The organism is Paenibacillus sp. 01T424 (assembly GCF_056398745.1).
Genome location: NZ_JBFTPZ010000027.1, coordinates 116,122 through 142,304, shown reverse-complemented (window position 1 = coordinate 142,304; position 26,183 = coordinate 116,122). Strand labels below are relative to the sequence as shown.

26 protein-coding genes are annotated in these 26,183 nt (G+C 47.1%); 24 read left to right on the top strand and 2 right to left on the bottom strand.

What is annotated here, in order from left to right; genetic code table 11:
• Positions 1 to 173 precede the first annotated feature (173 nt).
• The 16 genes from fapR (at position 174) to trmD (ending at position 15,898) form a co-directional block, all read left to right on the top strand.
• On the top strand, positions 174 to 770 hold the full coding sequence (fapR, locus tag AC1DPK_RS20300) for a transcription factor FapR (protein ID WP_441881325.1): 597 nt from the start codon (positions 174 to 176) through the stop codon (positions 768 to 770).
• Positions 754 to 1,743 (top strand): phosphate acyltransferase PlsX, encoded by a 990-nt coding sequence (plsX, locus tag AC1DPK_RS20295; protein WP_430054995.1) that lies wholly within the window; start codon positions 754 to 756, stop codon positions 1,741 to 1,743. Before fapR ends, plsX begins: the two co-directional genes overlap by 17 nt.
• 9 nt (positions 1,744 to 1,752) lie before the next feature.
• Positions 1,753 to 2,739: a beta-ketoacyl-ACP synthase III gene (locus AC1DPK_RS20290; protein ID WP_076268331.1), complete on the top strand. Its 987-nt coding sequence runs from the start codon at positions 1,753 to 1,755 to the stop codon at positions 2,737 to 2,739.
• 134 nt (positions 2,740 to 2,873) lie between these two features.
• Positions 2,874 to 3,812: an ACP S-malonyltransferase gene (fabD, locus tag AC1DPK_RS20285; RefSeq protein WP_441881323.1), complete on the top strand. Its 939-nt coding sequence runs from the start codon at positions 2,874 to 2,876 to the stop codon at positions 3,810 to 3,812.
• A gap of 15 nt (positions 3,813 to 3,827) precedes the next feature.
• Positions 3,828 to 4,577, top strand: a complete 750-nt coding sequence (fabG, locus tag AC1DPK_RS20280) for a 3-oxoacyl-[acyl-carrier-protein] reductase (RefSeq protein WP_076268333.1) — start codon at positions 3,828 to 3,830, stop codon at positions 4,575 to 4,577.
• Between the two features lie 91 nt (positions 4,578 to 4,668).
• Positions 4,669 to 4,902, top strand: coding sequence for an acyl carrier protein (locus tag AC1DPK_RS20275; RefSeq protein ID WP_053375686.1), 234 nt, complete (start codon positions 4,669 to 4,671; stop codon positions 4,900 to 4,902).
• Between the two features lie 289 nt (positions 4,903 to 5,191).
• Positions 5,192 to 6,433, top strand: a complete 1,242-nt coding sequence (gene fabF, locus AC1DPK_RS20270) for a beta-ketoacyl-ACP synthase II (RefSeq protein ID WP_054029014.1) — start codon at positions 5,192 to 5,194, stop codon at positions 6,431 to 6,433.
• Positions 6,423 to 7,127, top strand: coding sequence for a ribonuclease III (rnc, locus tag AC1DPK_RS20265; protein ID WP_076268334.1), 705 nt, complete (start codon positions 6,423 to 6,425; stop codon positions 7,125 to 7,127). The genes fabF and rnc overlap by 11 nt, the downstream gene beginning before the upstream one ends.
• A 210-nt stretch (positions 7,128 to 7,337) precedes the next feature.
• The gene (gene smc / locus AC1DPK_RS20260; RefSeq protein ID WP_477511437.1) at positions 7,338 to 10,913 is read left to right on the top strand and encodes a chromosome segregation protein SMC; all 3,576 of its coding nucleotides are present in this window, start codon (positions 7,338 to 7,340) and stop codon (positions 10,911 to 10,913) included.
• Positions 10,914 to 10,955: 42 nt separating this feature from the next.
• On the top strand, positions 10,956 to 11,963 hold the full coding sequence (gene ftsY, locus AC1DPK_RS20255; protein ID WP_339208899.1) for a signal recognition particle-docking protein FtsY: 1,008 nt from the start codon (positions 10,956 to 10,958) through the stop codon (positions 11,961 to 11,963).
• A 163-nt stretch (positions 11,964 to 12,126) separates the two neighbouring features.
• A complete protein-coding gene (ylxM, locus tag AC1DPK_RS20250) occupies positions 12,127 to 12,489 on the top strand; it encodes a YlxM family DNA-binding protein (RefSeq protein ID WP_076268337.1) in 363 nt (120 codons plus the stop codon).
• Positions 12,490 to 12,515: 26 nt separating this feature from the next.
• Positions 12,516 to 13,892, top strand: a complete 1,377-nt coding sequence (ffh, locus tag AC1DPK_RS20245; RefSeq protein ID WP_477511436.1) for a signal recognition particle protein — start codon at positions 12,516 to 12,518, stop codon at positions 13,890 to 13,892.
• A gap of 34 nt (positions 13,893 to 13,926) precedes the next feature.
• On the top strand, positions 13,927 to 14,199 hold the full coding sequence (rpsP, locus tag AC1DPK_RS20240) for a 30S ribosomal protein S16 (RefSeq protein ID WP_053375694.1): 273 nt from the start codon (positions 13,927 to 13,929) through the stop codon (positions 14,197 to 14,199).
• 25 nt (positions 14,200 to 14,224) lie between these two features.
• The gene (locus AC1DPK_RS20235; protein WP_076268339.1) at positions 14,225 to 14,455 is read left to right on the top strand and encodes a KH domain-containing protein; all 231 of its coding nucleotides are present in this window, start codon (positions 14,225 to 14,227) and stop codon (positions 14,453 to 14,455) included.
• A gap of 162 nt (positions 14,456 to 14,617) precedes the next feature.
• The gene (gene rimM, locus AC1DPK_RS20230) at positions 14,618 to 15,142 is read left to right on the top strand and encodes a ribosome maturation factor RimM (protein ID WP_076268340.1); all 525 of its coding nucleotides are present in this window, start codon (positions 14,618 to 14,620) and stop codon (positions 15,140 to 15,142) included.
• Positions 15,143 to 15,145: 3 nt separating this feature from the next.
• Positions 15,146 to 15,898 (top strand): tRNA (guanosine(37)-N1)-methyltransferase TrmD, encoded by a 753-nt coding sequence (gene trmD, locus AC1DPK_RS20225; protein ID WP_339208901.1) that lies wholly within the window; start codon positions 15,146 to 15,148, stop codon positions 15,896 to 15,898.
• Between the two features lie 72 nt (positions 15,899 to 15,970).
• Here trmD and AC1DPK_RS20220 read toward each other — a convergent pair whose 3' ends face one another.
• On the bottom strand, positions 15,971 to 17,389 hold the full coding sequence (locus AC1DPK_RS20220; protein WP_477511435.1) for a CAP-associated domain-containing protein: 1,419 nt from the start codon (positions 17,387 to 17,389) through the stop codon (positions 15,971 to 15,973).
• Positions 17,390 to 17,592: 203 nt separating this feature from the next.
• On the opposite strand from AC1DPK_RS20220, the gene rplS reads away from it, so the two are divergent.
• The 7 genes from rplS (at position 17,593) to AC1DPK_RS20185 (ending at position 23,005) form a co-directional block, all read left to right on the top strand.
• Entirely contained in the window at positions 17,593 to 17,934 is a 342-nt protein-coding gene (gene rplS, locus AC1DPK_RS20215) for a 50S ribosomal protein L19 (RefSeq protein ID WP_053375699.1), read from the top strand.
• A 97-nt stretch (positions 17,935 to 18,031) separates the two neighbouring features.
• Complete coding sequence (gene lepB, locus AC1DPK_RS20210; RefSeq protein WP_256710900.1) at positions 18,032 to 18,733, top strand: signal peptidase I; 702 nt, start codon at positions 18,032 to 18,034, stop codon at positions 18,731 to 18,733.
• 9 nt (positions 18,734 to 18,742) lie between these two features.
• Positions 18,743 to 19,609 carry a ribosome biogenesis GTPase YlqF gene (ylqF, locus tag AC1DPK_RS20205; protein ID WP_477511434.1) on the top strand — a complete coding sequence of 289 codons (867 nt, stop codon included), beginning with the start codon at positions 18,743 to 18,745 and terminating at the stop codon, positions 19,607 to 19,609.
• 21 nt (positions 19,610 to 19,630) lie between these two features.
• Entirely contained in the window at positions 19,631 to 20,245 is a 615-nt protein-coding gene (locus AC1DPK_RS20200; RefSeq protein WP_076268344.1) for a ribonuclease HII, read from the top strand.
• 249 nt (positions 20,246 to 20,494) lie between these two features.
• Positions 20,495 to 22,303 carry a hypothetical protein gene (locus tag AC1DPK_RS20195; protein ID WP_477511433.1) on the top strand — a complete coding sequence of 603 codons (1,809 nt, stop codon included), beginning with the start codon at positions 20,495 to 20,497 and terminating at the stop codon, positions 22,301 to 22,303.
• Entirely contained in the window at positions 22,300 to 22,608 is a 309-nt protein-coding gene (locus AC1DPK_RS20190) for an EscU/YscU/HrcU family type III secretion system export apparatus switch protein (RefSeq protein WP_076268346.1), read from the top strand. The genes AC1DPK_RS20195 and AC1DPK_RS20190 overlap by 4 nt, the downstream gene beginning before the upstream one ends.
• Positions 22,601 to 23,005, top strand: coding sequence for a YraN family protein (locus AC1DPK_RS20185; RefSeq protein WP_477511432.1), 405 nt, complete (start codon positions 22,601 to 22,603; stop codon positions 23,003 to 23,005). The genes AC1DPK_RS20190 and AC1DPK_RS20185 overlap by 8 nt, the downstream gene beginning before the upstream one ends.
• Positions 23,006 to 23,063: 58 nt before the next feature.
• Here the strand turns inward: AC1DPK_RS20185 and AC1DPK_RS20180 are convergent, their stop codons facing one another.
• Positions 23,064 to 24,632 carry a YifB family Mg chelatase-like AAA ATPase gene (locus AC1DPK_RS20180; protein ID WP_477511431.1) on the bottom strand — a complete coding sequence of 523 codons (1,569 nt, stop codon included), beginning with the start codon at positions 24,630 to 24,632 and terminating at the stop codon, positions 23,064 to 23,066.
• A 350-nt stretch (positions 24,633 to 24,982) separates the two neighbouring features.
• Here AC1DPK_RS20180 and sucC point away from each other — a divergent pair, with 350 nt between their 5' ends.
• Positions 24,983 to 26,143, top strand: a complete 1,161-nt coding sequence (sucC, locus tag AC1DPK_RS20175; protein WP_076268348.1) for an ADP-forming succinate--CoA ligase subunit beta — start codon at positions 24,983 to 24,985, stop codon at positions 26,141 to 26,143.
• Positions 26,144 to 26,183: the final 40 nt, after the last annotated feature.

The following is a 26,183-nucleotide window of genomic DNA, read 5'->3' as shown; positions in this document are numbered from 1 at the left end:
TTTATGCAACATTGCGCTCGAGCGTATTTTTTTATATACTTAATTAGTACCAGGTGATAATATCAAGCAACATACATATACTAATCGTACTGATGCCTCACAAGGCCGCGGAACAGATATAAGATTGTCTATCATTCACTATTTGGTAAAAGGTGGTGCCGAACATCGAACGAATGCCCAAACGGCAGCGGCATCAGCAGCTTGCCCGACACATTGATGAAAATCCTTTTATAACGGATCGGGAACTGACTAGGTTGCTCAAAGTAAGCATCCAGACGATACGCCTTGACCGGATGGAGCTTGGTATACCAGAGCTTAGAGAACGTCTGAAGCTGATGGCAGAACGTTCATACGACTCCGTTCGCTCGCTCGCATTGCACGAGGTGATTGGTGATATTGTCGATTTGGAATTGGACAAGAACGGCATCTCGGTATTCGAGATTCGTGAAGAACATGTATTCTCCAGAACGGGCATTGCACGCGGTCATCACGTATTTGCACAAGCAAATTCACTTGCCGTTGCTATTATAGATGATGAAATTGCACTTACCGTAACAGCGGACATTAGATTCATTCGACCTGTTAAGCTTGGGGAGAAATGTATTGCCAAGGCTTATGTTCGTTCCATTTCGGGCGAGCGAAGCAAGGCGAAGGTAGAGCTGTTCACATATGTCGGAGACGAAATGGTGTTCCAGGGTAACTTTGTTATTTATCGGTCCGCGGGAGACACAGATGCTGAAGGAGGAGACGTACGTGCGGATCGCTATTGATGCTATGGGGGGAGACAACGCCCCTGGCTTAATTGTGCAAGGAGCGCTTGACGCGGCGGCGCAGTGGCCCGATACAGAGCTGCTGCTCGTTGGTGAAACGTCTGTTATTGAACCGCTCATGAAAGGGCAGAAGCCCGCTAATATAACCATTTGCCATGCTGATGAGGTCATTGGTCCAGATGATGAGCCTGTTAAAGCGGTACGCCGCAAAAAAGGAGCATCCATGGTCGTTGCTGGACAGCTCGTTCGTGAAAAGCAGGCAGATGCTATGCTGTCAGCAGGCAATACTGGTGCTTTGATGGCGACTGGACTTCTTGTCGTCGGTCGAATGGATGGAATCGAACGGCCCGCGCTCGCTCCTATGATGCCTACGATGGATGATGTCGGCATTCTTACGCTTGATTTGGGAGCGAATATGGATGCAAAGCCGGAGCATCTGCTGCAATATGCAATTATGGGAAGCATTTATCGTGCAAAGGTTCACGGACTGGAGAAGCCGAGAGTTGGGCTTCTGAACGTGGGAACTGAAGCGATGAAGGGAAATGAAATGGCTAAAGCGGCTTACGCTTTGCTTGAGCAAGCTCCAGTGAATTTTATCGGCAACGTTGAAGCAAGGGATGTTCTAAATCGAAATTGCGATGTCCTTGTTTGCGACGGTTTTGCCGGCAATATTATGCTGAAAGCCATGGAAGGCGCCGCGGGTACGATTTTTGATTCGCTTAAGGACGCTTTCGGTCAAACGCTGTTAACGAAGCTTGCTGCGGCAATCATGCTTCCTAAGCTGCGTGTGCTTAAGAAGAGAATGGACTATAAGGAGCATGGCGGTGCACCTTTGCTTGGACTGAATGGCCTTGTAGTAAAATGCCACGGCTCCTCGGATGCCCTCGCTGTGAAAAATGCCGTAAGACAGGCTCGCAGCGCCATTCAAGGACAATTAATTGAAACAATCGCATCAGAAATCAACGGGAAGTGAGTGTGCGAAATGGGTTTACATCCTGTCGGAATAATTGGTACTGGTAAATACGTGCCAGAACGTATTTTATCGAACAAAGAGCTAGAAGCAATGGTTGAAACAAATGATGAATGGATTGTTACTCGCACAGGCATTAAAGAACGCCGCCTAGCATCAGCAGAAGAAGCAACATCCGATCTTGCACTGCATGCATCGCGTGAAGCGATTGCTGCTGCTGGACTTACGGCAGAAGATATCGATCTCATTATAGTTGCTACAATTACGCCTGATATGTTTTTTCCTTCGACTGCCTGCTTGCTTCAAGATAAGCTGGGAGCAAAGCAAGCGGCTGCGTTCGACTTGTCGGCTGCTTGCTCCGGGTTTATATATGGACTAGCGACAGGAACGAGTATGATCGCCAGCGGCATGTACAAGCATGTGCTTGTTGTAGGCGCTGAGACGCTATCGCGAATTACTGATTACACGGATCGCAACACATGCATTTTGTTCGGTGACGGTGCAGGAGCAGTTGTACTTGGACCGGTTGAAGAAGGCCGCGGCTTCCAATCGTTTGTGCTTGGCGCAGACGGAAGCGGTGGAGACTTGCTGAAGGTTCATGGAGGCGGATCACGCGTTCCAGCATCGGAAGAAAGTATCCAGTCGAAGCAGCATTTCATTCATATGGCTGGCAATGATGTATTCAAGTTTGCGGTTAGAATTATGGGCAGCGTGGCTGAAGAGGCTTTGCAGAAAGCTGGCCTAAACAAAGAAGATATTGATCTTCTTATTCCTCATCAAGCGAATATTCGGATTATCCAGTCCGCTTTAAACAGACTAAGCTTGTCGGAAGATAAAGCGATGGTCAATTTGGACAAATACGGTAATATGTCATCGGCATCCATTCCAGTTGCACTGGCTGAAGCCGTTGAGCAGGGTCGTGTCAGTGAAGGAGACCGCCTTGTACTTGTAGGTTTCGGCGGCGGCTTGACATGGGGAGCTTCCGTTCTGGTATGGTAGTATGAGCGTTGCAGCTTTTTGAAAAAATAAGACGTTATAAGTTTTCCTCTTATGACGAGCTTACATATCACCGCGAAACGAGCTATACTGTTTGATGCAGTTCGAGCCGTATACGTGTGTAAGGGGGAAACGTTATGAGTAAAATAGCATTTGTTTTTCCGGGGCAAGGCGCACAAGCTGTCGGAATGGGCAAGGACGCCTATGATGCGTTTGATCGTTCCCGTGCGATTTTTGAACAAGCGGATGAGGCATTGGGCTTCTCATTAAGCCAGATTATTTTTGAAGGACCAGAAGATACGCTTAAACAAACAGCGAATACACAGCCAGCACTGCTTACCGTTAGCGTTGCGCTATTGGAAGCGTTGGAAGGCCGGGGGCTGAAGCCGGATTATGTTGCTGGGCACAGTCTTGGGGAGTATAGCGCGCTTGTCGCTGCTGGAGTCCTATCCTTTGATGATGCTGTTCGTACTGTCCGTGCTCGCGGTCAATTTATGGAGCAAGCTGTTCCTAGCGGCCAAGGCGCAATGGCAGCAGTGCTCGGCGCTGAACGCGATACGCTCGCAGCGCTTTGTGCGGCAATTACAGCTGAAGGCTCGGCTGTTGAGCTTGCAAATGTGAATTGTCCGGGTCAAATTGTGGTGTCAGGTACTGCAGCAGGTGTTGATGCTGTTGTCCAGCGCGGCAAAGAAGAGGCTGGAGCAAAACGGGTTATTCCTCTTGAAGTAAGCGGTCCATTCCATTCATCCCTAATGAAGCCTGCAGCTGTAAATCTTCAAGCGACATTAGCTGATATAGCGATGAAGGATGCTAAAGTTCCTGTTGTGGCGAATGTCACTGCCAATGCGGTAACATCGGCGGATGAGATACGTGGTCTGCTCGTAGAACAGGTGTGCTCACCTGTCCTTTGGGAAGATAGCGTACGTTATTTAGTCGAGCAAGGCGTTGATACATTTGTGGAAATCGGGTCGGGAACGGTGCTTGCCGGCCTCATCAAAAAAGTCGACAAAAATCTACGCGTCATCTCGATTAACAGCATCAGTGCGCTTGAAGCGCTGCAGGTGAATGAACAATAGGATGGAGGGGATTCGATGTTTGCTAGCTTGGAAGGAAAAAAAGCACTCGTAACAGGCGCATCGCGGGGCATTGGCAGATCGATTGCTATTGCCCTCGCCGAGGCAGGCGCGGATGTTGCCATTAACTACTCAGGCAGCGAAGCGGCAGCAGCTGAAACGGCGCAAGCTGTAGAAGCACTCGGTAGACGCGCTATTGTAATAAAAGCTAATGTTGGCAAAGTAGATGAATTTGAAGCGATGGTCAAGGAAGTCATCGAGCAATTCGGAGCGGTTGACATATTAGTGAATAATGCGGGCATTACAAGAGATAATTTAATCATGCGTATGAAGGAAGACGAGTTTGACCAAGTCATTGAAACCAACTTAAAAGGGGTTTTCAATGGCATTAAAGCGGTCACTCGCTCTATGATGAAACAACGCTCCGGCCGAATCATCAACATTTCTTCTGTTGTTGGTGTGCTCGGAAACCCTGGGCAGGCTAACTATGTCGCAGCCAAAGCTGGTGTCATTGGTCTTACTAAGGCTAGTGCCCGCGAGCTTGCGTCACGCGGCATTACAGTTAACTGTGTAGCCCCAGGATTTATTCAAACCGAAATGACGGACAAGCTGCCGGAAGAAATGCGCCAATCTTTATCTGGCCAAATTCCGCTTGCCCGTCTCGGAGATCCGAGCGACATCGCAAACGCAGTCCGTTTTCTTGCTTCGGATGCTTCAGCCTATATGACTGGACAGACGATTCATGTGGACGGCGGCATGTATATGTAACACCAGATAATTCAGCAATAATGAATTAAAACGGTTACGTATGGCATTTTATCTTTAATTCTCGTATAATACCATGGAGGAGGTGAACCGGATGTCCGAAGTAGTAGATCGCGTAAAACGTATCGTCATCGACCGACTAGGCGTAGACGAAGCGGAAGTTACACTTGAAGCTTCATTTAAAGATGACCTCGGCGCTGACTCTCTTGATGTCGTTGAATTGGTCATGGAGCTAGAAGACGAGTTTGATATGGAAATTTCTGATGAAGATGCTGAGACTATCACCACTGTGGGAGAAGTAGTTAAATACATACAATCTCATACGTAAGAAGGACAAGTCCCGTTTTTAATAAACGGGACTTCTCTCCATCTAGGCAGTTTCATGCATTACACTTAAGCAAGCAAGGCAGCTTTTATATAAAGAAGCGTGAATGGCTTTATGTGCATCTCATTTATACCTCCTTATATTTCAAGCGTAAAGGTTTCGCCGTTTGGTACGGCTAGGCTTGTATTTACGGAGAAATATAAGCAGGGTATACGCAATATAGCAACATTGACCGATTAACAAAGGTGACGCAGCTTGCGCATCAAATTTGCTGGACATAGAGGTGAATCGAATGAAACAAAGAGTTGTTGTTACGGGTATGGGGGTTATTACCTCACTCGGTTCCGATTTGGAAGAGTTCTGGGGTAACTTGCTGGATGGAAAATCAGGTGTATCGGTTGTTGAAGCTTTCGATTTCTCTGAGTATCCGACGCGCATTGCCGCAGAAGTTAAAAATTTCAATCCCGAAGATTACGGTTTAGATAAAAAAGAAGCACGCAGAATGGATCGTTTCGTACAATTTGCTGCTGTAGCTAGTCAATTGGCAGTTAAAGATGCTGATTTGCAAATTGGTACGAATGCAGACCCTGAGCGTGTTGGCGTTATGGTCGGTTCCGGTATCGGTGGACTAGGCACTTGGGAAGACCAGCACAATATTTTGCTGGAGAAAGGCCCTAAGCGCGTCAGCCCTTTCTTTATTCCGATGATGATCGCGAACATGGCTTCTGGACAAGTATCCATGCTTACTGGTGCGAAAGGTCCAAATAGTACGGCAGTAACCGCTTGTGCTACGGGCACTCATTCCATCGGCGATTCTTTCAAATTGATTCAACGCGGCGACGCTGACGTGATGATTGCTGGCGGAGCAGAAGCGACGATCAGACCGACTGGCATGGCAGGCTTCTGCTCGATGCGTGCGATGTCCGTTCGCAATGAAGAGCCTGAAAAAGCAAGTCGTCCGTTCGATGTTGACCGTGATGGTTTCGTAATGGGCGAAGGCGCTGGTGTACTCGTGCTTGAATCCCTTGAGCATGCGCAGGCACGCGGTGCAAAAATTTATGCTGAGGTTATTGGCTACGGTATGAGCGGTGACGCTCATCACATGACTGAGCCAGATCCAGATGGTGCAGCTCGCTGCATGGTGAAAGCATTCAAGGATGCTGGAATTGATCCTTCTGAGATCGACTATATCAATGCGCACGGCACTTCGACACCTGTCGGTGATCGCTCAGAGACAAAAGCGATCAAAAAAGCGCTCGGCGACCATGCTTATAAAGTAGCGGTCAGCTCAACGAAATCGATGACAGGTCATTTACTAGGTGCTGCTGGCGGCGTTGAAGCCGTAATTCTCGGCTTGACTATCAAAAGCGGCATCATCGCTCCGACTATTAATTTAGACAATCAAGACCCGGAGTGCGATCTTGATTATGTACCTAATAAACCGCGTGAAGCGAATGTAAGGATAGCATTGTCCAACTCATTTGGCTTCGGCGGTCACAACGCATCGATCGTGATGAAAGTTTATGAAGCGTGATTCCTTCTATGAGCTGCAGCAGCGGCTGCAGCTCAGTTTTAAGCGGACAAAGCTGCTGAGGCAAGCTTTCACTCATACTTCTTATGTAAATGAACACAAGCGCGGGTCAGCTCAGGATAATGAGCGTTTGGAATTTTTGGGAGATGCGGTGCTTCAATTACTCGTTTCTGAGTATTTGTTCGCAACGTATCCGCAGCGGCCTGAGGGCGAGCTCACGAGAATGCGTGCATCAATCGTCTGCGAGCCATCTTTAGCCCAATTTGCTGAACGCTTGGAGCTCGGTTCGCATGTGCTTCTCGGACGCGGTGAAGAGCAGCTAGGCGGTCGGCAAAGGCAAGCTTTGCTAGCTGATTTGTTCGAGTCGTTTGTCGGTGCCATTTTCCTTGACGCAGGAATTGAGGAAACGAGAGCTTTTCTTAATGAGCATATGTTTCCTTTTGTTGAGTCAAACGACTATGGTCTTCTTGTTAAAGACTCCAAGTCGAAGCTGCAGGAACGATCGCAGCATCATGGGCTTGGTGCAGTGGAATACCGAATCATTGAAGAACGTGGACCTGCGCATGACCGTGAATTTGTCGTTGAAGTATATCTCGGTGAAGAGCGTTTTGGCGTCGGCAGCGGGAGGACGAAGAAGGAAGCGGAGCAGCGTGCTGCAGCTGAAGCATGGCGCACGCTATCGCAGGAACAAGGCTAATCAGCATAGAGAGTTTCCGGAAGGTCTTCTGACCTGCCGGGCGCTCTCTTTTTTTATGAACGTTTATTATGTAGCCCTGATAAAAAGGAAGAGCGGTTTAACCAGCTGAAATAAGGTGATAAACGCAGCATTTGGTTGCTTTTAGTAGCTTAAATGGTTATCAAGGCCCATAAGATGTGGTACAATGAGGGGTGAGGTGAAAACCAAGACATGTTTCTGAAACGGATTGAATTATCAGGCTTTAAGTCTTTCGCTGATCGGACCGAAATGGAGTTTGTAACCGGTATTACTGCGGTTGTAGGGCCGAACGGCAGCGGAAAAAGCAACATCTCGGACGGCATACGCTGGGTGCTCGGTGAGCAAAGCGCAAAGAGCCTCCGCGGCGGCAAGATGGAAGATATTATTTTTGCCGGAAGCGATGCTAGGAAAGCTGTCAACTACAGCGAGGTATCCCTTACTCTTGATAACTCGGATGGGGCATTGCCGCTCGAGTATAACGAGGTAACAGTGACACGGCGTGTACATCGCAGCGGAGATAGCGAATATTTAATAAACAAGCAGCCATGCAGGCTAAAAGATATTACCGAGCTATTCATGGATACCGGTATCGGTAAAGAAGCTTATTCCATCATTGGACAAGGCCGAATTGAAGAAATTTTAAGCACGCGCTCGGAGGATCGTCGCGGAATATTTGAAGAAGCCTCCGGCATCGTCAAATACAAGTCGCGTAAGCGCGAAGCGCAGAGAAAGCTTGATGAAACCGAGCAAAATCTGCTTCGCATTCATGATCTGGTGACAGAGCTTGAAGATCAGGTTGGCCCGCTTCGCAAGCAATCGGAGAAAGCCATTCACTTCAAAGCGCTCAAGGAACAGCTGAAAACGAAGGAAATCTCTATGTACGTACATAACATCGAACAGATTCATGGTTCATGGACGGAGGCAAACGGCAAGCTTGAGCGTTTGCAGCAGGAGCAGCTTCAGCTATCTACGGTTGTCAGCAAACATGATGCACATTTGGAGAAGGATCGTCAGCAGCTACGGGAGCTTGAGCTTGAGCTTGATCAGCTTCATGAAGCGATGCTGCAAATTAGTGAGGATTTCGAGAAATGTGAAGGATACGGCGAGGTACTGAAGGAACGCAAGCGCAACTTGGAGCAAAATAAACGTCAGCTTGAAGAGTCAATCGCTGCACAGGACGCTCGCATTGTCACAATGACGCAGGAAGAAGCGGAATTTCGCAGCCGCGCAGCTGCGTTGCAGCTGCAGCTAGCAGATCTGCGCTCAAAAATAGCCGATGAAGAAGCGCGTCTCGTAGGCGTTGCAGGCGGAGCAGTCGTTGATGCGGAAGAAACACTCAAAAGCGAGCTATTGGAAGTGCTCAGCTCGATGGCGCAGCACCGCAACGAAATTCGTTATGCTTCGCAGCAGCAAGAAGCATTGCAGCGGCGGATGGAGCGAATTAGCGAGGATGAGAGCAAATGGTTGGAGCAGCAGGAAAAATTGGACGAGAGACGCTCTGCACTTGCGGCTGCGCTTGAATCAACACTGGCGCGACTAGAACAGGCAAGAAACAAAACGCTTACGGAATCTGAACAAACGAGAAAGATTTCTCAAAGTTTGGAAGAGATCACTTTAGCTATGCGAAAGTGGGAGCAGAAGCTCGACAGCCATGTTTCTAGGCGCGATACCATGAAAGAAATGCAGGATGCGCTTGATGGCTTTATGCAGGGCGTAAAGGAAGTTCTCAAAGCTTCCAGACGCGGCAATAGTGGAATCAGCGGTGTTCATGGCGCGGTTGCGGAGCTTGTTCGTGTTCCTGAACGCATTGAGACTGCCGTTGAGACTGCACTGGGCGGGGCCTTGCAGCATGTGGTCATGGAGGATGAGAAAACGGCTCGCGCAGCTATCGCATTCTTGAAGCAGCGTCAGCTAGGACGAGCTACCTTCCTGCCGCTCGATGTCATACGTGGCAGACAAGTTCCTGAGCATGACAAACGTATAGCCGAATCCATTGAGGGCTTCGTAGGCGTTGCTGCTGATTTGGTAAGCTCGGATGACCGCTATTCAGCGATTGTGAACAGTTTGCTTGGCAATGTTTTGCTAGCCGAAACGCTGGAGCAAGCCAACCGGATTGCATCGAAATGTCAATATCGATACCGCGTCGTCACGCTTGAAGGTGATATTGTTAATGCTGGCGGTTCAATGACGGGGGGCAGCTTGCAGAAGAAAGGCGCTAGCCTGCTTGGTCGTCAACGACAAATCGACTCGCTTGATCAAGAGATTGCAGATGCTCGCAAGATGGTAGAGCAGCTTCGTAATAAGCTAAGCGATTTGCGCAAAGAACATTCTATTCGCACCCACAATATTGAGGAGCTGCGTGCAGAAGGCGAGAAAAGCCGCATTGAAGAGCAGCAAATAAGAGCTGAGCTTCAGCAGCTTCACAATGAGGCGAAGCATCTCGACGAGCAGCGTCAGCTGTATTCAGCAGATCGGAACACTCATTTGTCCGAGCAGAAAGATGTTCAGGCAGCAGCCAAAGCTGCAGAGCTCCGTTTAGAACAGCTGGTTGTAGATGAAGCGAGGCTGCAGGAAGCGATTCGTATGGCAGAAGAGCGGCGTAAAGCTAGCGAATTTGCGAAGGAAGAGCTGCAAGGCCAGCTTACCGATATTAAGATCGCTGCCGCGAAGACTGATCAAGAAAAATTATCGTTCGAAGATCAATCAGCGAGAGTACGAGCGGAAATTGGTCGAGCGAAGCAAGAGCTTGGAAGCTTGCGCTCCTTGTCCGTTCAGCAAGAGGAAGAAATCGCAAGGCATGCCGATGAAACGGTACAGCAGATTGAACAGCTCAATCACCTGCGTTTGAAGAAGCAGGAATGTGCAGAGCAAACGGATTTCAAACGATCAGCACGCGCTAAGCGTATTGCTGAGCTCGATTTGGGCGAAAGTGAAACGAAGGAGCAGCGCGGACAACTTCGGACGGTTGAAGAGCAGATGAGGCAGACCGAAATTGCGGCTAACCGTCTAGACGTTGAGCTTGATAACTTGCTTCGGAAGCTCAGTGAGGAATATGAGCTTAGCTATGAGCTCGCTAAGGAGCAGTACCCTATACCTGAGGATGTTCTCGGTACACAAAATGAGGTTAGAGACGTTAAACGTCAGATAACCGCTCTAGGCGAAGTGAACTTAGGTGCGATCGAGGAGTATGAGCGTGTCAGCGAACGTTTTGAGTTTTTGTCCGAGCAGAAGGATGATTTGATCGACGCAAAAACGACGTTGTACCAGGTCATTCGCGAGATGGACGATGAGATGTCCAAACGATTCAAAGCGACGTTTGAAGCGATTCGCAGTCATTTTGTTATCGTATTCGCGAAGCTGTTCGGTGGTGGCCGAGCTGATCTTGTGCTCGTTGAGCCAGATCGTGTTCTTGATACAGGAATCGACATTGTCGCTCAGCCGCCAGGCAAAAAACTTCAAAATCTACAGCTGCTCTCTGGTGGAGAAAGAGCTTTGACCGCAATCGCTTTGTTATTTGCGATTTTACAGGTGAAACCCGTTCCGTTCTGCGTGCTTGATGAGGTTGAAGCTGCGCTTGATGAGGCAAACGTATCACGCTTTGCTCAATATTTGCGTGAGTTTTCAGAGCTTACGCAGTTTATCGTCGTTACTCATCGTAAAGGCACGATGGAGGAAGCGGATGTGCTATATGGTGTTACGATGGAGGAAGGCGGCGTATCGAAGCTCGTTTCTGTACGCTTAGAGGATGAAGAGCCGGTATCCGCATAACTTATAGAAAAAACGGCAACGTGAGGATGGGGAGTTGGAACGATGAGTTTTTTTAAGAAGCTGAAGGAAAGTATCGCTACAAAGACAGAAGCGGTGACAAATATTTTCAAAGAAGGCTTATCGAAGACGCGTACGGCTTTTGTTGAGAAGGTAGAAGAGCTTATCACACGCCGCAAAAAAATCGATGAGCAGTTTTATGAAGAACTAGAGGAAATATTAATTGGCGCCGATGTTGGTGTGAATACCGTTATGCAGCTTATTGACGATCTGCGGGTTGAAGTGAAAAAACGGAAGATCGAGGATGCTTCGGATTTGCAGCCAATCCTATCTGAGAAGCTGATTCAGCTCATGAAGGGTGACGATCATTCCGGCTTGCGGATGGCGCCAAGCGGCATCACTGTTATTTTGTTCGTTGGCGTAAATGGCGTTGGCAAGACGACGACCATTGGCAAGCTTGCTCATAAATTTAAGAGCGAAGGCAAGAGTGTGCTTATGGCAGCTGGCGATACGTTCCGCGCAGGAGCTATTGAGCAGCTGGAGGTATGGGGACAGCGTGTTGGTGTCGATGTCATTAAGCAGCAATCAGGAGCTGACCCTGCAGCAGTGATGTTCGATGCGGTGCAAGCTGCAAAGCAGCGCGGCGTAGACGTTCTGTTATGCGATACGGCTGGCAGGCTGCAAAACAAAACAAATTTGATGGAAGAGCTGAACAAGATTTTCCGCGTGATTCAGCGCGAGCTTCCTGACGCTCCTCATGAGGTTCTTCTTGTGCTTGATGCAACGACTGGCCAAAACGCACTTAGCCAAGCAAAATTATTTGGCGAGAAAAGCGGCGTAACCGGTCTCGTGCTGACAAAGCTTGATGGCACAGCTAAAGGCGGAATCGTAATTGCTATTCGTAATGAGCTAAGCCTCCCGGTTAAGCTTGTAGGTCTTGGCGAAAAAATGGGTGATTTGCAGCAATTCGATTCAGAGCAATTTATTCATGCATTGTTTGCTGGATTAATCCAGCGTGAAGATGATTCTGAAGCTGAAAAAACGTCGGAGTAAGCGGCGATTAACGATGGTTTGGAGCAGTTAAAACAGCTCGTAAAGGTGACAAGGGAAAATACTTGACAGCAGCCTATAGTGTCATGTATTATAAAAGACGTTGCTGGTGTAAAGGTATTTACCTTGTCGGCAGAACAAGCAAATAACAGGAGGGGCTGAGGGGATGAAAGCAAATGAACCAGATGCCTTGTCCAAGACAACCCGAATAAACTTGTTGTTCGACTTTTACGAGCCGCTCTTGACAGAGAAGCAGCGGACGTTTCTCAAATATTATTTTCACGACGACTTCACACTTGGGGAAATTGCTGGCGAGTTTGGAATTAGCAGACAAGCGGTATATGAGCACATCAAGCGTGCAGAACAAGTGCTAGAAAGTTATGAAGGCAAGCTAGGCTTGCTTGTAAGACATGAATCCTTTCAACAATTAACTGTGCAGCTTGTAAACAGCGTTAACGAGCTTTCCATTGCAGAGCAGGACAAGCAGGCGCTTATGAGTGTCATTGCACAATTTAAATTAGCCGAATAAAACATGAAGAATGGAGGTGACGGTACATGGCAGCATTTGAGAGCTTATCGAGTCGGCTTCAAAATGTGTTCAGCAAGCTGAGGGGCAAAGGCAAGGTTTCCGAGGATGATGTTAGTGAAGCAATGCGTGAAGTGCGTTTGGCGCTTCTAGAGGCAGACGTTAACTTTAAAGTCGTGAAGGACTTTATTGCGAAGGTGAAGGAACGGGCTATTGGCCTCGATGTATCCAAGAGCTTCACGCCCGGCATGGTCGTCATCGATATCGTAAATAAAGAGCTGACCGAGCTGATGGGCGGCACGCAGAGCAAGCTGGTTAAGGCTAATAAGCCTCCGACAGTCATTATGATGGCGGGTTTGCAAGGTGCGGGTAAGACAACAACTTCAGGCAAGCTGGCAAAATTGCTTCAGAAGAGCAACAATAAGCCGCTTCTTATCGCTTGTGATATTTATCGTCCTGCTGCCATTAAGCAGCTTCAAGTGCTTGGTGAACAAATCAATGCGCCGGTCTTCTCCTTGGGTGATCAGACATCACCTGTAGAGATTGCGCGTGCTGGACTACAGCATGCCAAAGACAACGGCAATGACTATGTCATTATTGATACCGCCGGTCGTTTACATATCGACGAAGAGCTGATGGAAGAGCTTAAGCAAATTCATCAGGTTACAAAGCCGGATGAGGTTCTCCTCGTTGTTGATGCAATGACAGGACAAGATGCTGTAAACGTTGCACAAAGCTTTCATGAACAGCTCGCTTTAACAGGCGTTGTACTAACGAAGCTCGATGGCGATACTCGCGGTGGCGCGGCGCTATCGGTAAAAGCAGTTACAGGCTGTCCGATTAAATTCGCAGCAATGGGTGAGAAGATCGACTCCTTGGAGCCGTTCCATCCAGAGCGTATGGCTTCACGTATTCTCGGCATGGGCGATATGCTATCTCTTATTGAGAAGGCGCAGTCGAACATTGATGCAGATAAAGCGAAGGAAATGGAACGTAAAATGCGTACAGCAGAGTTTACGTTCGACGATTTTCTTGAGCAGATGGAGCAGGTTCGCAATTTGGGGCCGCTTGATCAAATTATGGATATGCTGCCCGGCATGAACAAGATGAAGGGCATGAAGGATATGAAGGTCGATGAGAAACAAATCGGCCGCGTCGAGGCGATTGTCCGCTCCATGACGAAAGAGGAGAAGCAAAAGCCAGAGCTGCTTAATCACAGTCGCCGCAAGCGTGTTGCTGCAGGTAGCGGAACAACGATCGTTGAGGTAAACCGCCTCATTAAGCAGTTTGACGATATGAAAAAAATGATGAAGCAATTCTCATCGATGATGGGACCGAAAGGACCTAAGGGCGGCAAGAAGGGCCTGAAAGGTATGCTCGGCAAAAATATGAAGTTCCCGTTTTAATGGTTGTTTACTCTTTGAAGGAGGTGAATTTTTAATGGCAGTACGTATTCGTTTGAAAAGAATTGGTGCTCACAAAGCTCCTTTCTACCGCGTAGTAGTTTCGGATTCCCGTTCGCCGCGTGATGGTCGTTTTATCGAAGAAATCGGTACTTATAACCCGGTTGCACAACCGGCTCAAGTTAAGATTGATGAAGAGAAAGCGCTAAAATGGTTGCAAACTGGAGCGCAAGCTTCTGATACCGTTCGTGACTTGCTTTCCAAAGCTGGTGTTCTTAAAAAGTTCCATGAGCTTAAGCAACAGAAATAACTGTTGAATAGCGGAGGGCCTTGAGATGAAAGAATTGATTCTTGTCATAGCGAAGGCATTGGTTGATCATCCTGAACAGGTGCAAATCAATGTGAAGGATGATGACCGTGGCACGATATACGAGCTTTCGGTTCACCCCGAGGATATCGGTAAAATCATCGGTAAACAGGGACGCATAGCGAAAGCGATTCGCACGGTAGTGACTTCTGCTTCCGTGAAATCGCAAAAGCGTGTCATCGTCGACATTATGTCATGATGTACGTATGAAGAGAAGGTTGGGATGAATGTCCTAACCTTCTTTTCAATATGTACACTTATCCATGGATGTCGTTAATCATTACGGCTTCGTTCTTCAACATGGAACGAAGCCGTTTTTGCATGTATAATAAGGCTATACACATATGAAGGGCTGGTTCTAATGAACGAAAAATGGTTTACAGTCGGGAAAGTCGTAAATACGCACGGTATCCGCGGAGAGTTGAAAATTCTTTCGCAAACGGATTTTGCAGAGGATAGATTTGCTTCTGGAAACAAGCTTCTTATGGTGAACGAGGAAAGCGGAGCTTCACTGGAAGTTAAAGTAATCAGCTCACGCGCGAACAAAAACGTATACATATTGAAGCTGGAAGGCTTCACTGATATTAATGCGGTTGAGAAATATAAAGGCTGGGTATTGAAAATTTCAGCCGACCAGCAGCTTGAGCTTGAAGAAGGTGAATATTATTATCACGAAATTATAGGCTGCCGCGTCGTTACCGAGGAAGGCGAGGAGCTGGGCACGATTTCGGAAATTCTAAGCCCAGGAGCAAATGACGTATGGGTGGTGGATCGTCCGAAAGGCTCGGGGAAGCAATTGCTTTTGCCTGTTATTGATGATGTCTTAGTCAATGTCGACACAAAAGAGAAAATCGTGACGGTCCATTTGATGGAAGGATTGATTTAACCGATGAAAATAGATGTGCTGACGCTGTTTCCCGAAATGTTCGACGGCGTGTTCAATTCGAGCATTTTAGGAAAAGCGAAAGAGAAGGGGATCGTATCCCCTCAAGCAATCAACTTCCGTGCTTATTCAGGCAATAAGCATAACACGGTTGATGATTATCCATACGGCGGCGGTGGCGGCATGGTCTTGAAGCCAGATCCGGTCTTTGCTGCAGTAGAGGATCTAAAGCTGGATGACAATATAAAGCCGCGTGTTATTCTTCTATGCCCGCAAGGAGCACAGTTTACGCAGAAGAAGGCTGAAGAGCTTGCAAAGGAACAGCATTTGGTTCTTATTTGCGGTCACTATGAAGGTTATGATGAGCGTATACGCGAGCATCTTGTAACAGACGAGCTGTCGATTGGTGATTACGTGCTTACGGGTGGAGAAATACCTGCAATGGTGCTCATCGATAGCGTTGTTAGATTACTGCCAGGAGTGCTTGGCAATGAAACTTCTGCCGTTACAGATTCATATAGCACAGGTTTGCTTGAGCATCCCCATTACACTCGGCCTGCGTCGTTCCGCGGCTGGGATGTCCCGGATGTTCTTATATCTGGTCATCATGCGAATATTGAGGTGTGGCGTCGTGAGCAGTCGCTGCTGCGGACGCTGCAGCGCCGTCCTGACCTTCTGAAGAGCGCCCCGCTTACGGACAAGGAACGCAAATGGGTGGCTTCACAGTTAAAGCAGGAGCCTAATAAGACAGGCAAATAGTACAACCCTAGCTAATAAACAAAGCCGCAACGAATTTCGTTGCGGCTTTGTTTATTTAGAAGTATTCGATGATTATGGCGTGTAAAAATTTTGGGTATAGTAGACGTTATAGGTTCCGCCTAATGCAACACCTGTACCTAGTCGCTCAAGCTTGCTGTTTAATAGTGCTTCACGATGGCCTTCTGTTGAATTGACCCAGCCATAGTGAGCAAATATGCTATTTTTGTATCCGGCAGCTATGTTTTCGGCAGCTGAGTGATACTTAACGCCTTTTGCTTTCATTCGGTCAAAGGGAGACGAGCCATCTGGATTTGTATGGTCAAAAAATTTACGTGTACTCATATCGTTGCTGTGACCATGCGCAGAGGCAGCAGCGAGCTTGTCCCATTGCAGCAGAGGTATTTTGCGAACAGCGCGCTCAGCGTTAGTAAGATCAAAGAGCTGTTGTTCATATGCGTCTGCCAGCTTGGATGTATTGGCTGATTTTAACGCTGTGGATTTGAAAACGGATTGATCCATTTGCATGACACCAGCTATTTTGTTTCCATCACGTCGGTCAATGAAGAGAACGGTATGTACGTTTTTTGTAGTGTAAGCATAATAATCGTTATTTGTCTCGACATTGGTTGCTTCGCCAACCAGCTTTTTGGCATTACCAATCGTTTGACCGATCTGGATGCCCGACTTCATCGCCCAGCTATCTTTGCCGTTGGAGAAAAGTGCGATTACCCGATCATTTTGGATGCCGAACATCATGTAGTTGGTATAGCTGCTATTATAAACGTACCAGGAGAAACCATATTCGCTTGGATCAATTCTTGACGGTTTTCCGAGCGTTTGTTGAAGCTTTTGCAGCGAATCGTTTAACGTTATTTCATGAAGGCGATCAACGGTGTTAATAATTTTAGCATCGGACAACGCTTTTGAGTGAAGTTTGAGGTTATAGAAGAAGGTAAGCGCCTCAGCGCGTGTAAGCTTTCCATCTGGTATGAAGCCGCTAACGGTGGCAGAGGTGCGTCCGTTCGATATTTTCTCATCAAGCAGCCACTGAATTGCGCTTTGCTCTGTAAATTCCTTTCCATTTGCCGCGGAAGCTAGAAGCAACGCAGCTTGTCCACGTCGGAATTCGACATTTTGTGAAGCGTTATTGATAGGCCAGCCCAAATTATTCGCATAATCGTAATAAGGCTTGGTCCAATTGCTGGCGCTGGAAGAAGATGTTGTGACTAATCCATAGGCTCTCAATAGCATAGCAAGAAACTCAGCTTCATTAACACCCTTGTTTGGCTTGAAGGAATTATCCCCATAACCTTGAGCTAATTTCTGATCAACAGCCCAAGAGATATAGGAGCCAGCCCAGTGTCCATTCGTATCTTTAAAAGCCAAGGATTCAGCAGAGGTTTGCAATGGTGCAGAAATGGTTAATATTAATAGTACAGATGCGATTCCCCCTTTTGTTTTGTTACAAAAAGATTGTTTAATATGGTGCAATTTTGTCACCTCTTCATGTCGGTGTTTGTCATCATTTAGTATACATGATTTATGAATAAAAAAATCGTGTTGTATTATTGGGCTAGCTATGGTAAAATTTCTAATGTTGTTCGTAAAGTCGGACGGTCCGCTATCAGCGATGAACCGATTCAGAGGAATCCGGTGAGCTTATAAGAACGTCTATGGTGGAAGGAGTGAATCAAATGAATCTTTTGCAAACAATCGCGCAAGAAAATCTGCGCCAAGGTCTACCGAACTTTCGTCCAGGTGACACGCTAAAAGTTCATGTAAAAGTTATCGAGGGAACTCGTGAGCGTATCCAATTGTTCGAAGGCGTTGTAATCAAACGTCGCGGCGGTGGAATCAGCGAAACTTTTACAGTGCGTAAAATTTCCTACGGTGTTGGTGTGGAAAGAACTTTCCCGCTTAACTCGCCTAAAATCGAAAAAATCGAAGTGGCTCGCCGTGGTAAAGTACGTCGCGCGAAATTGTACTACCTACGTAGTCTTCGCGGAAAAGCTGCTCGTATTAAAGAAATTCGTTAAGAACAAACGACAAGAGGGGCTTGCGCAAACAAGCTCCTTTTCGTTTTTTCTCAAAGGTCATTTACATATTACAGCATATGGGAAGAAGGCGGACTGAATGGACTCACAGCAGCGAAATGACGGGCTGGACAATGGCAATGATCATGAAATGAAAAATACGCAGGAACATGCGGACATTGAGCAGAATTTACCAAACCGTGCAGCAGCCCATGCATCCGGCTCAGGAAAACAGGGCGGAGCTTATAAAGAAGTCGTAGAATGGATCAAGGCTTTAGTCATTGCGGTCGTTCTCGTATTTCTCATTCGTCAATTTTTGTTTTCACCATTCATCGTCGACGGACCTTCCATGAAGCCTAATTTCGAGACCGGCGAACGGTTAATAGTAAATAAAATTTTGTATACGATACGCGAGCCGAAATTTGGTGAGGTCGTAGTGTTTGATGTTCCAGAGCAAGGCCGAAAATTTATAAAACGAGTGATTGGCGTACCGGGTGATAAAATTCGACTCGAAGGCGATGACCTTTATATTAATGATAAAAAAATAGACGAGCCTTATTTAAAAGAAGCTGTTGCGGCAGCACATGCCGAAGGCAAGCTGTACAACGAAAAAGGAATAAATTCCGATGTATCTGAAATCACTGTTCCTGAGGACACGATTTTTGCACTTGGCGACAATCGCAGCGATAGTACAGATAGCAGGGTTATCGGATTTGTATCGGATAAAGAGGTTGTTGGACGTGCCGATATTATTTTTTGGCCGCTGAACAAACTAGAGTTTATAAAGCACTGGACTAAATGAGGTGAGTAAATGACCATTCAATGGTTTCCGGGTCATATGACGCGGGCGAAACGGCAAATACAAGACAAGCTCAAACTAATCGATCTTGCCATCGAACTATTGGATGCACGGGTTCCGCTATCTAGCCGTAATCCGATGATTGAGGAAATTTTGAACGGCAAGCCAAGATTGATCGTATTAAACAAATCCGACTTGGCTGATCCAAAAACGACAGAGCAATGGATGGCTTATTTCCGTAATGAAGGCCATGAATCGATCGCAATTGATTCCTCAACAGGCACGAAGGTAAATGAGGTTCCGCTCAAGGCAAAGCAAATTTTGCATGAGAAAATTGCACGTCAAATTGCAAAAGGCATAAATCCTCGTGCAATTCGCGGACTTATTGTAGGTATACCGAATGTCGGGAAATCCACGTTGATCAACAAGCTCGCTGGACGCGCTATTGCTTTAACCGGCGACCGTCCTGGCGTTACGAAGGGACAACAATGGATTAAGATTGGAACTGAAATGGAATTACTCGATACACCGGGCATATTGTGGCCAAAGTTTGAAGACGAGCTCGTCGGATACAGGCTTGCTATGACAGGTGCAATTAGAGAGCAAATTTTGAATGTTGACGATATCGCGTTTTTTGCGATGCGTGAGCTGGTAGATCGTTACTGGCCTAACATGAAAGAGCGGTATGAGCTTGAAACGCCACCTAAGGATGCTAAGGATTCAGATGAAATCGTGCGTGTGATGGAAGATATCGGACGTCGGAGAGGCTGCCTTGTTAGCGGTGGACATGTCAATTTGGAGAAAACATCCGGAATCATTTTGCGTGATTTGCGCTCAGGCAAGCTAGGAAGAATTACGCTCGAAGCGCCACCTTATTGATGTGAAACGGGGGAACGTAACGTGCTGCAATATGAACAGTCGTTATGGGAAGAAGGATTTAAAGCGATTGCTGGTGTAGATGAGGTTGGCCGAGGCTGCTTGTTCGGAGACGTCGTGGCAGCTGCCGTTATTTTACCGCCAGGGCTTGTGATTGAAGGGGTTAACGACTCCAAGAAGCTTTCCGAGAAAAAGCGTGACCAGCTGTATGATATTATTTTGCAGGAATGTGTAGCGTGGTCGGCTGCTCGTGTTGATGCTGAAACGGTTGATCGAATCAATATTAAGCAGGCAGCTAGGCTTGCAATGAAAATTGCAGTGGAATCGTTACAGGTTCCTTCTGACTATTTGCTTGTTGATGCGGAGAAGGTCGATGTTAGTCTGCCGCAGCTCTCGATCATTAAAGGGGATGCTACAAGCCAATCGATCGCTGCAGCCTCTATCGTTGCCAAGGTTACGCGCGATAGGCTTTGTGTGACCGAATGGGAGCAGGAATATCCAGCTTATGGCATTGCTATACACAAGGGATATGCAACGAAGCTTCATCGGGAGCGATTGCTAGCTAATGGACCAAGTCCTCTGCATCGCAGATCGTTTCTCGGCAATTTATTTACAGAGGAGCAGCTGCTTCTCTTCTAGCTGCATCTCGCAGCACATATTATATGACGCTCGATTGATTGTGCGAGGCAAAAGATGCCTAGTGTAATTATCGGGCGTTATTTTGTTTTTGTGCTGTTTTTTGGGGTGAACGGCTACAAGCTTTGCTCATTTTGACCGATATAAGGCTTATAGGTTTAATGAAGTCGTACATGCTTATGTAAAGAGCTCGCTTAAGTGCAAAGAGCAAACGCATAGAATGGCGCTGGAGCAACGGAGGCGAATGAACAAATGAATATAAGTCAAATGATGCGAAGCTTCTTAGGAGAGGCTTCTAGTGCGGATACACGAGCTGTGGAGCTTAAAGTTGGACAAGTGGTAAGAGGCGTCATCTTGCAGGTGATGGAAAATAACGAAGCGCTCGTACAAATTAACGGTGTACAAGTGCGTGCGAAGCTAGAGCTGCCGCTTCAAGTGGGACAATCAGCAATGCTCCAAGTGCAGCCTCAATCAAGCGGAGCGCTTGTAATGCTTAAACAGGTTGAACCTGGTCAAGTGGGATTGCCTGATGATACGTTCAAGGAATGGGCTAAACAGCTGGCGTTGCCAGAGCAGAAATGGGCAGCGCAGATTGTAAAGGATTTGCGGAAGGAAGGCGTTATTCTAAACCGCGACGTTGCGCAAGCCTTTCAACAGGCTGCATCCGCGATGCCGGCTGGTGGAGATGCGGAGCAATGGATGCAGTCCGCTGCCGCAACCTTTAAAAGAGGGCTGCCTATGACGGGTGCTACTGTAGGTGCGATGCAGCAGGTTATGTTCGGGCGCAGCACGCATGAGCTGCTCGAGACGTTGCAGCAGCAAATTACTTCATTCACGAGCGTTTCGGATGAAGGGACAGCTGAAACAAAAGCCGCAACTCAAGCAGCTGCACGTGTGCAAGCGCTTCTGACGGAAGGGCTCGAGCTGCTTCGTGGAGTGACGGCTGAGTCTGGTGCAGCAAGATCAGGAGAAGCCGTTACAAAGGACATACCGACTGCAAAGCAATTAAACGCGCAAATCGTCAAAACGGACTTGCCGCAGGCAACAGCAGCACCTGTCGCTATGTCTGAGGACGAAGCTCCGGATCAACAAGCTAATCCTCAAGCGGCTAGAGCATTAGCCAGTCAGTCAAGTCAGCCCAACTGGCTGGGACAGATGATGAAATGGATGGGCGTCGATCATGAGCTTCAGCTTGCCAAAGTTTTTACAGCGGATACTCAATTGAGTCAGCCAGCAACAACGGAAACTGCTGCGAAGCCGGCGACTGTAACGTATGCTTCAGCACCACCGCTGCAGAATCCTATCGTCGAGGCTAACAGCAAAGAAGCTGCTCCAACCGTTATGCTGGCAAAACCAGCAGAGTTTGAAACCGCTGATTCTCAGCAAGCAAGGCTGCCGGATCAAAAGCATATGGTTGAACGAGCAGCCTTAGCGGTTCTTTCGACCGTTGCAGACAGCATTCCAATGACAGATTCTTCTCCGCCTGCTCAGCAGGAATCATTGAAAAGTGCCTTGCTAGCTCTTGTTTCATCGGATCATACACCTCCTGCTCTCAAAGAGACAGCGCAGCAGCTTGTACAGCAAATAACAGGCCAGCAGCTTTTGCTTACTCCTGAGCGGAACAGCTCGGTTCTCACACATGTGACGATGTTTATTCCAATCAATAACGCAGACGGCAAACAAACCGCATCGGTTCACATTCAGACAAGAAGAGGGCGAAAAGGAGAGCTTGACGCTTCGAATTGCAGATTGCTCTTTAATTTGTCGATGAACACGCTGGGCGATACGATGGTTGACGTAAATGTGATGGACAAAATTGTGAGTTTAAACTTGTGGAATGATCATCCTGCAATCTCATCGCTTGCTGAAGAATCTCGAAATGAAATTGCTGCCAGCCTTCAGCAAGCAGGCTATCAGCTGCTTTCACTGCGAACAACGCCGCTTCCCAAAGCGGGGGAATCAAAGGTGGAAGCAGCATCAGCAGCAGTTAAGAACCAGCAAATGACGGATATGAGCGCCTTTGCAGCCAATCGTTACAAAGGAGTCGATTATCGTATATGAGCAGCGATCAGAGTGAAAATCAGCCACAAACGAAAGTCAGGAAAGCAGTCGCTTTAAAATACGAGCCAGGCGAGCGCACTGCTCCGGTTATGGTTGCTAAAGGGAAAGGGCATTTAGCGGATCTCATCCTTGAGAAAGCGAAGGAAAATGGCATTCCTGTTCAAGAGGATTCCTCATTAGTAGAAGTGCTCTCTAAGCTTGATATCGATCAAGAAATCCCGGGTGAGCTGTATACGCTCGTCGCAGAAATTTTAAGCTTTGTTTATCGTTCTGACCGAAAAGCGAGGGAAATGATAGATGGGTGATGATGAGGGAAGAGCGAATGGGACGCGGAAACTAGATAATAGGAAAGCTACGGGTCAGCTTGGCGAGGAAGCAGCTTGTTTGTATTTAATAGAAGCGAATTATAATATTCTCACGCGGAATTGGCGATGTAGAATAGGAGAAATTGATATTATTGCTGAACATTCTGATAGATTTGTATTTGTAGAGGTGCGTACGAGAAAAGAAGGCGGCAAATACGGCACAGCCGCGGAGTCGGTGGATTATCGCAAGCAACAGAAGGTTAGGGACGCGGCTCAAGTTTATTTACGCAGTGTCGGGCGCTCAGATGCATCCATTCGCTTTGATGTTGTTGCGATAACGTTGAGCCGTGCAGATGAGATCGTCACTTCTTTAAAGCATTTTGAGGCAGCGTTCTAAAAAAGTAACAAATTGGACTTTCTCTGACGGGAGCTAACCTACAGAGAAAGTTTTTTTATTATGAAAACGGCTTATCAAGCCCGCGATATTGAATAGCTTCCGCGATATGCATTGTATCGACTGCGTCGCTTGCTTCAAGATCGGCTATGGTGCGTGCCAGCTTCAGCATTCTATCGTATGCCCGCATACTGATTCCAAGCGCTTCAAAAGCACTTTCCAGCAGGCTTGCGGCTTCTGGCTTTATATTTACAGACCTTCGAAGGGCAGCGCCGTTTAATGATCCAATAGGATTGAGACTGATGCCTGCTGTGCGATCTTGTTTAAAGGCATATGCACCCAGCACTAGCTGCTTCATTTGGGCAGTATTAAGTGATGGGCCAGTTGAAGCATGCTCTAGAGAAATAGGTCTTGGCACTTCTAGCTGTAAATCTATTCGATCAAGCAATGGCCCTGATATCTTAGATCGATAACGGCTAATGAGTGTAGCGCTGCAAGTGCAGCGTTTGTCGCCATACTCATGCCCATAATAGCCGCATGGACATGGATTAAAGGAGGCAGCCAGCATAATGCTTGCTGGAAACTGGAACACGGCTTTGGAGCGGGAAATGGTGACTATACGATCCTCCAGCGGCTGTCTCAAAACCTCAAGCACCTGTCTCGGAAATTCTGGCAATTCATCAAGAAACAACACGCCGCGATGAGCGAGTGTAACTTCTCCCGGCTTAGGGATAGAGCCGCCGCCGATCAGTCCGCCGGACGATATGGTATGATGCGGAGCGCGAAATGGTGGATGAGTAATAAGGCCGTGGGAGCTATCCAGCAGCTTGCCAGCTACACTATATATTTTCGTAACCTCCAGCGCTTCTTGTTCAGTCAATAAGGGCAATATCCCCGGTAGACGCCGAATCATCATCGTTTTACCCGTGCCTGGAGGTCCGCTGAGCAAAATATTGTGTTTGCCAGCCGCGGCTATAAGCATAGCTCGTTTGGCTTGATGCTGACCGATAACATCTCCATAATCACCAATTTCATCTTGCTTATCTAGATATGCTTTGTTTTCAATTTGGCTAAAGCTGGAATCGTTTCTATGATCGACACGAATATCGTTCCAGTCGGATTGTTTCTTTTTGATTAAATCAAGCTCTTTCAGGTGGCTTAACGCAAACAATTCCATATCAGAAATCCAGATGGCTTCCTTGACGTTCGCTACAGGCAGTAAGACACGCGTAAAGCCAAGTCGTTTCGCTTGTTCAATCATGGCAAGTACACCGGCTACCGGACGGACATTGCCGTTAAGTGAGAGCTCTCCAAGAAGAAGCGTATTCTCAAAAGGGGCAACGCTAATTTGTCCGCTTGCAGTTAAGATGCCCGCCGCAATGGCTAAATCAAAGGATGTGCCTTCCTTGCGCAAGTCGGCAGGAGCTAGATTAACCGTAATTCTGTCCATAGGAAAAGTAAAACCACTATTTTTTAGAGCGGCTCGAACACGTTCAACAGATTCGCGAACAGCAGGATCAGGCAAACCTACTACGTTGATTTGGGGTAGGCCACTGGAAATATCAACCTCAACCGAGATGCTTTTACCATCTACTCCATAAACGCTTGCGCTCTGAATTAAACTAAACACGACAAAAAGCACCCCCATATGTATGAATGAAGGTGCTTCCTTACGATTCCGTTCCATCGTTATGAATTTGCCAATATCATAATTTAGTTATCTTCGCATTGTCAATATTTAAAATGTTTCGGGTATGATTTTTAGGATTGGGTCATACTAAATGGCGTGGTATTTTCCCTTATAAAACGAGCATTTCAGCTGGTTTTATCGCTTTAATCTCATTTTGAGATGAAACCCATATCAAAAAAGCCGTATTAATTATGTGTGAAAGTAAGGTAACTGGCGGGGAAAGGTGCTACAATAATAGAGGTTTGTGTACATATGACTGATTTCAGTCTGTGAAATGGAGGATTTCAACAATGAATATCCATGAATATCAAGGGAAAGCGGTCCTTAAACAGTATGGTGTCGTCGTACCTGAAGGTAAAGTAGCCTTCACTGTAGACGAAGCTGTTGAAGCGGCTAAATCGCTCGGAACAAAGGTTGTTGTCGTGAAAGCACAAATTCACGCTGGCGGCCGTGGTAAAGCGGGCGGAGTTAAAGTAGCAAAAAATCTTGATGAAGTGCGCGCTTATGCTAGTGAGATTCTAGGTAAGGTGCTTGTTACGCATCAAACAGGTCCAGAAGGTAAGGAAGTCAAACGTCTTCTGATCGAAGAAGGCTGCGACATTAAGAAAGAATATTATATCGGCGTAGTATTAGACCGTGGTACAGGTCGTGTCGTTATGATGGCTTCGGAAGAGGGCGGCACTGAGATTGAAGAAGTTGCTGAACACTCCCCGGAGAAAATCATTAAGGAGATCGTTGATCCTGCTGTTGGCTTGCAAGCGTTCCAAGCGCGCAAACTAGCTTATGCAATCAACATTCCTAATGAGCTTGTTAACAAAGCAGTTAAGTTCATGATTTCTCTTTACACTGCTTTTGTTGAGAAAGATGCATCCATTGCAGAAATCAATCCGCTTGTTGTAACTGGCGACGGACAAGTTATTGCTCTTGATGCTAAATTGAACTTCGACTCAAACGCTCTTTATCGTCACAAAGATATCGTTGAGCTTCGCGATTTGGAAGAAGAAGACGCAAAAGAAATTGAAGCGTCCAAATACGACCTTAGCTACATCGCTCTTGACGGCAACATCGGTTGCTTGGTCAACGGTGCAGGCCTAGCGATGGCAACAATGGATATTATCAAATATTACGGCGGCGACCCTGCCAACTTCCTAGACGTAGGGGGCGGTGCTACAGCTGAGAAGGTAACAGAAGCGTTCAAAATCATTTTGTCTGATGAAAAAGTTAAAGGTATTTTCGTTAACATTTTCGGCGGCATTATGCGTTGTGACGTAATTGCAAATGGCGTTGTCGAAGCAGCGAAGCAAGTCGGTCTTGACCGTCCGCTCGTTGTTCGTCTAGAAGGTACTAACGTAGACCTCGGCAAAACTATTTTGAAAGAATCGGGATTGAACATCGTGGCTGCGGATTCCATGGCGGACGGCGCGCAGAAGATTGTCGCTCTCGTGAAATAAGATAACTTGCTGTGTGGCATAGGCCGCATACGAATTCATT

Bases quoted from the DNA above. Each gene is read 5' to 3' on its own strand.
- fapR (WP_441881325.1), top strand. From the start codon at position 174: ATGCCCAAACGGCAGCGGCATCAGCAGCTTGCCCGACACATTGATGAA.
- AC1DPK_RS20290 (WP_076268331.1), top strand. From the start codon at position 1,753: ATGGGTTTACATCCTGTCGGAATAATTGGTACTGGTAAATACGTGCCA.
- fabD (WP_441881323.1), top strand. From the start codon at position 2,874: ATGAGTAAAATAGCATTTGTTTTTCCGGGGCAAGGCGCACAAGCTGTC.
- fabG (WP_076268333.1), top strand. From the start codon at position 3,828: ATGTTTGCTAGCTTGGAAGGAAAAAAAGCACTCGTAACAGGCGCATCG.
- AC1DPK_RS20275 (WP_053375686.1), top strand. From the start codon at position 4,669: ATGTCCGAAGTAGTAGATCGCGTAAAACGTATCGTCATCGACCGACTA.
- fabF (WP_054029014.1), top strand. From the start codon at position 5,192: ATGAAACAAAGAGTTGTTGTTACGGGTATGGGGGTTATTACCTCACTC.
- rnc (WP_076268334.1), top strand. From the start codon at position 6,423: ATGAAGCGTGATTCCTTCTATGAGCTGCAGCAGCGGCTGCAGCTCAGT.
- smc (WP_477511437.1), top strand. From the start codon at position 7,338: ATGTTTCTGAAACGGATTGAATTATCAGGCTTTAAGTCTTTCGCTGAT.
- ftsY (WP_339208899.1), top strand. From the start codon at position 10,956: ATGAGTTTTTTTAAGAAGCTGAAGGAAAGTATCGCTACAAAGACAGAA.
- ylxM (WP_076268337.1), top strand. From the start codon at position 12,127: ATGAAAGCAAATGAACCAGATGCCTTGTCCAAGACAACCCGAATAAAC.
- ffh (WP_477511436.1), top strand. From the start codon at position 12,516: ATGGCAGCATTTGAGAGCTTATCGAGTCGGCTTCAAAATGTGTTCAGC.
- rpsP (WP_053375694.1), top strand. From the start codon at position 13,927: ATGGCAGTACGTATTCGTTTGAAAAGAATTGGTGCTCACAAAGCTCCT.
- AC1DPK_RS20235 (WP_076268339.1), top strand. From the start codon at position 14,225: ATGAAAGAATTGATTCTTGTCATAGCGAAGGCATTGGTTGATCATCCT.
- rimM (WP_076268340.1), top strand. From the start codon at position 14,618: ATGAACGAAAAATGGTTTACAGTCGGGAAAGTCGTAAATACGCACGGT.
- trmD (WP_339208901.1), top strand. From the start codon at position 15,146: ATGAAAATAGATGTGCTGACGCTGTTTCCCGAAATGTTCGACGGCGTG.
- rplS (WP_053375699.1), top strand. From the start codon at position 17,593: ATGAATCTTTTGCAAACAATCGCGCAAGAAAATCTGCGCCAAGGTCTA.
- lepB (WP_256710900.1), top strand. From the start codon at position 18,032: ATGGACTCACAGCAGCGAAATGACGGGCTGGACAATGGCAATGATCAT.
- ylqF (WP_477511434.1), top strand. From the start codon at position 18,743: ATGACCATTCAATGGTTTCCGGGTCATATGACGCGGGCGAAACGGCAA.
- AC1DPK_RS20195 (WP_477511433.1), top strand. From the start codon at position 20,495: ATGAATATAAGTCAAATGATGCGAAGCTTCTTAGGAGAGGCTTCTAGT.
- AC1DPK_RS20190 (WP_076268346.1), top strand. From the start codon at position 22,300: ATGAGCAGCGATCAGAGTGAAAATCAGCCACAAACGAAAGTCAGGAAA.
- AC1DPK_RS20185 (WP_477511432.1), top strand. From the start codon at position 22,601: ATGGGTGATGATGAGGGAAGAGCGAATGGGACGCGGAAACTAGATAAT.
- sucC (WP_076268348.1), top strand. From the start codon at position 24,983: ATGAATATCCATGAATATCAAGGGAAAGCGGTCCTTAAACAGTATGGT.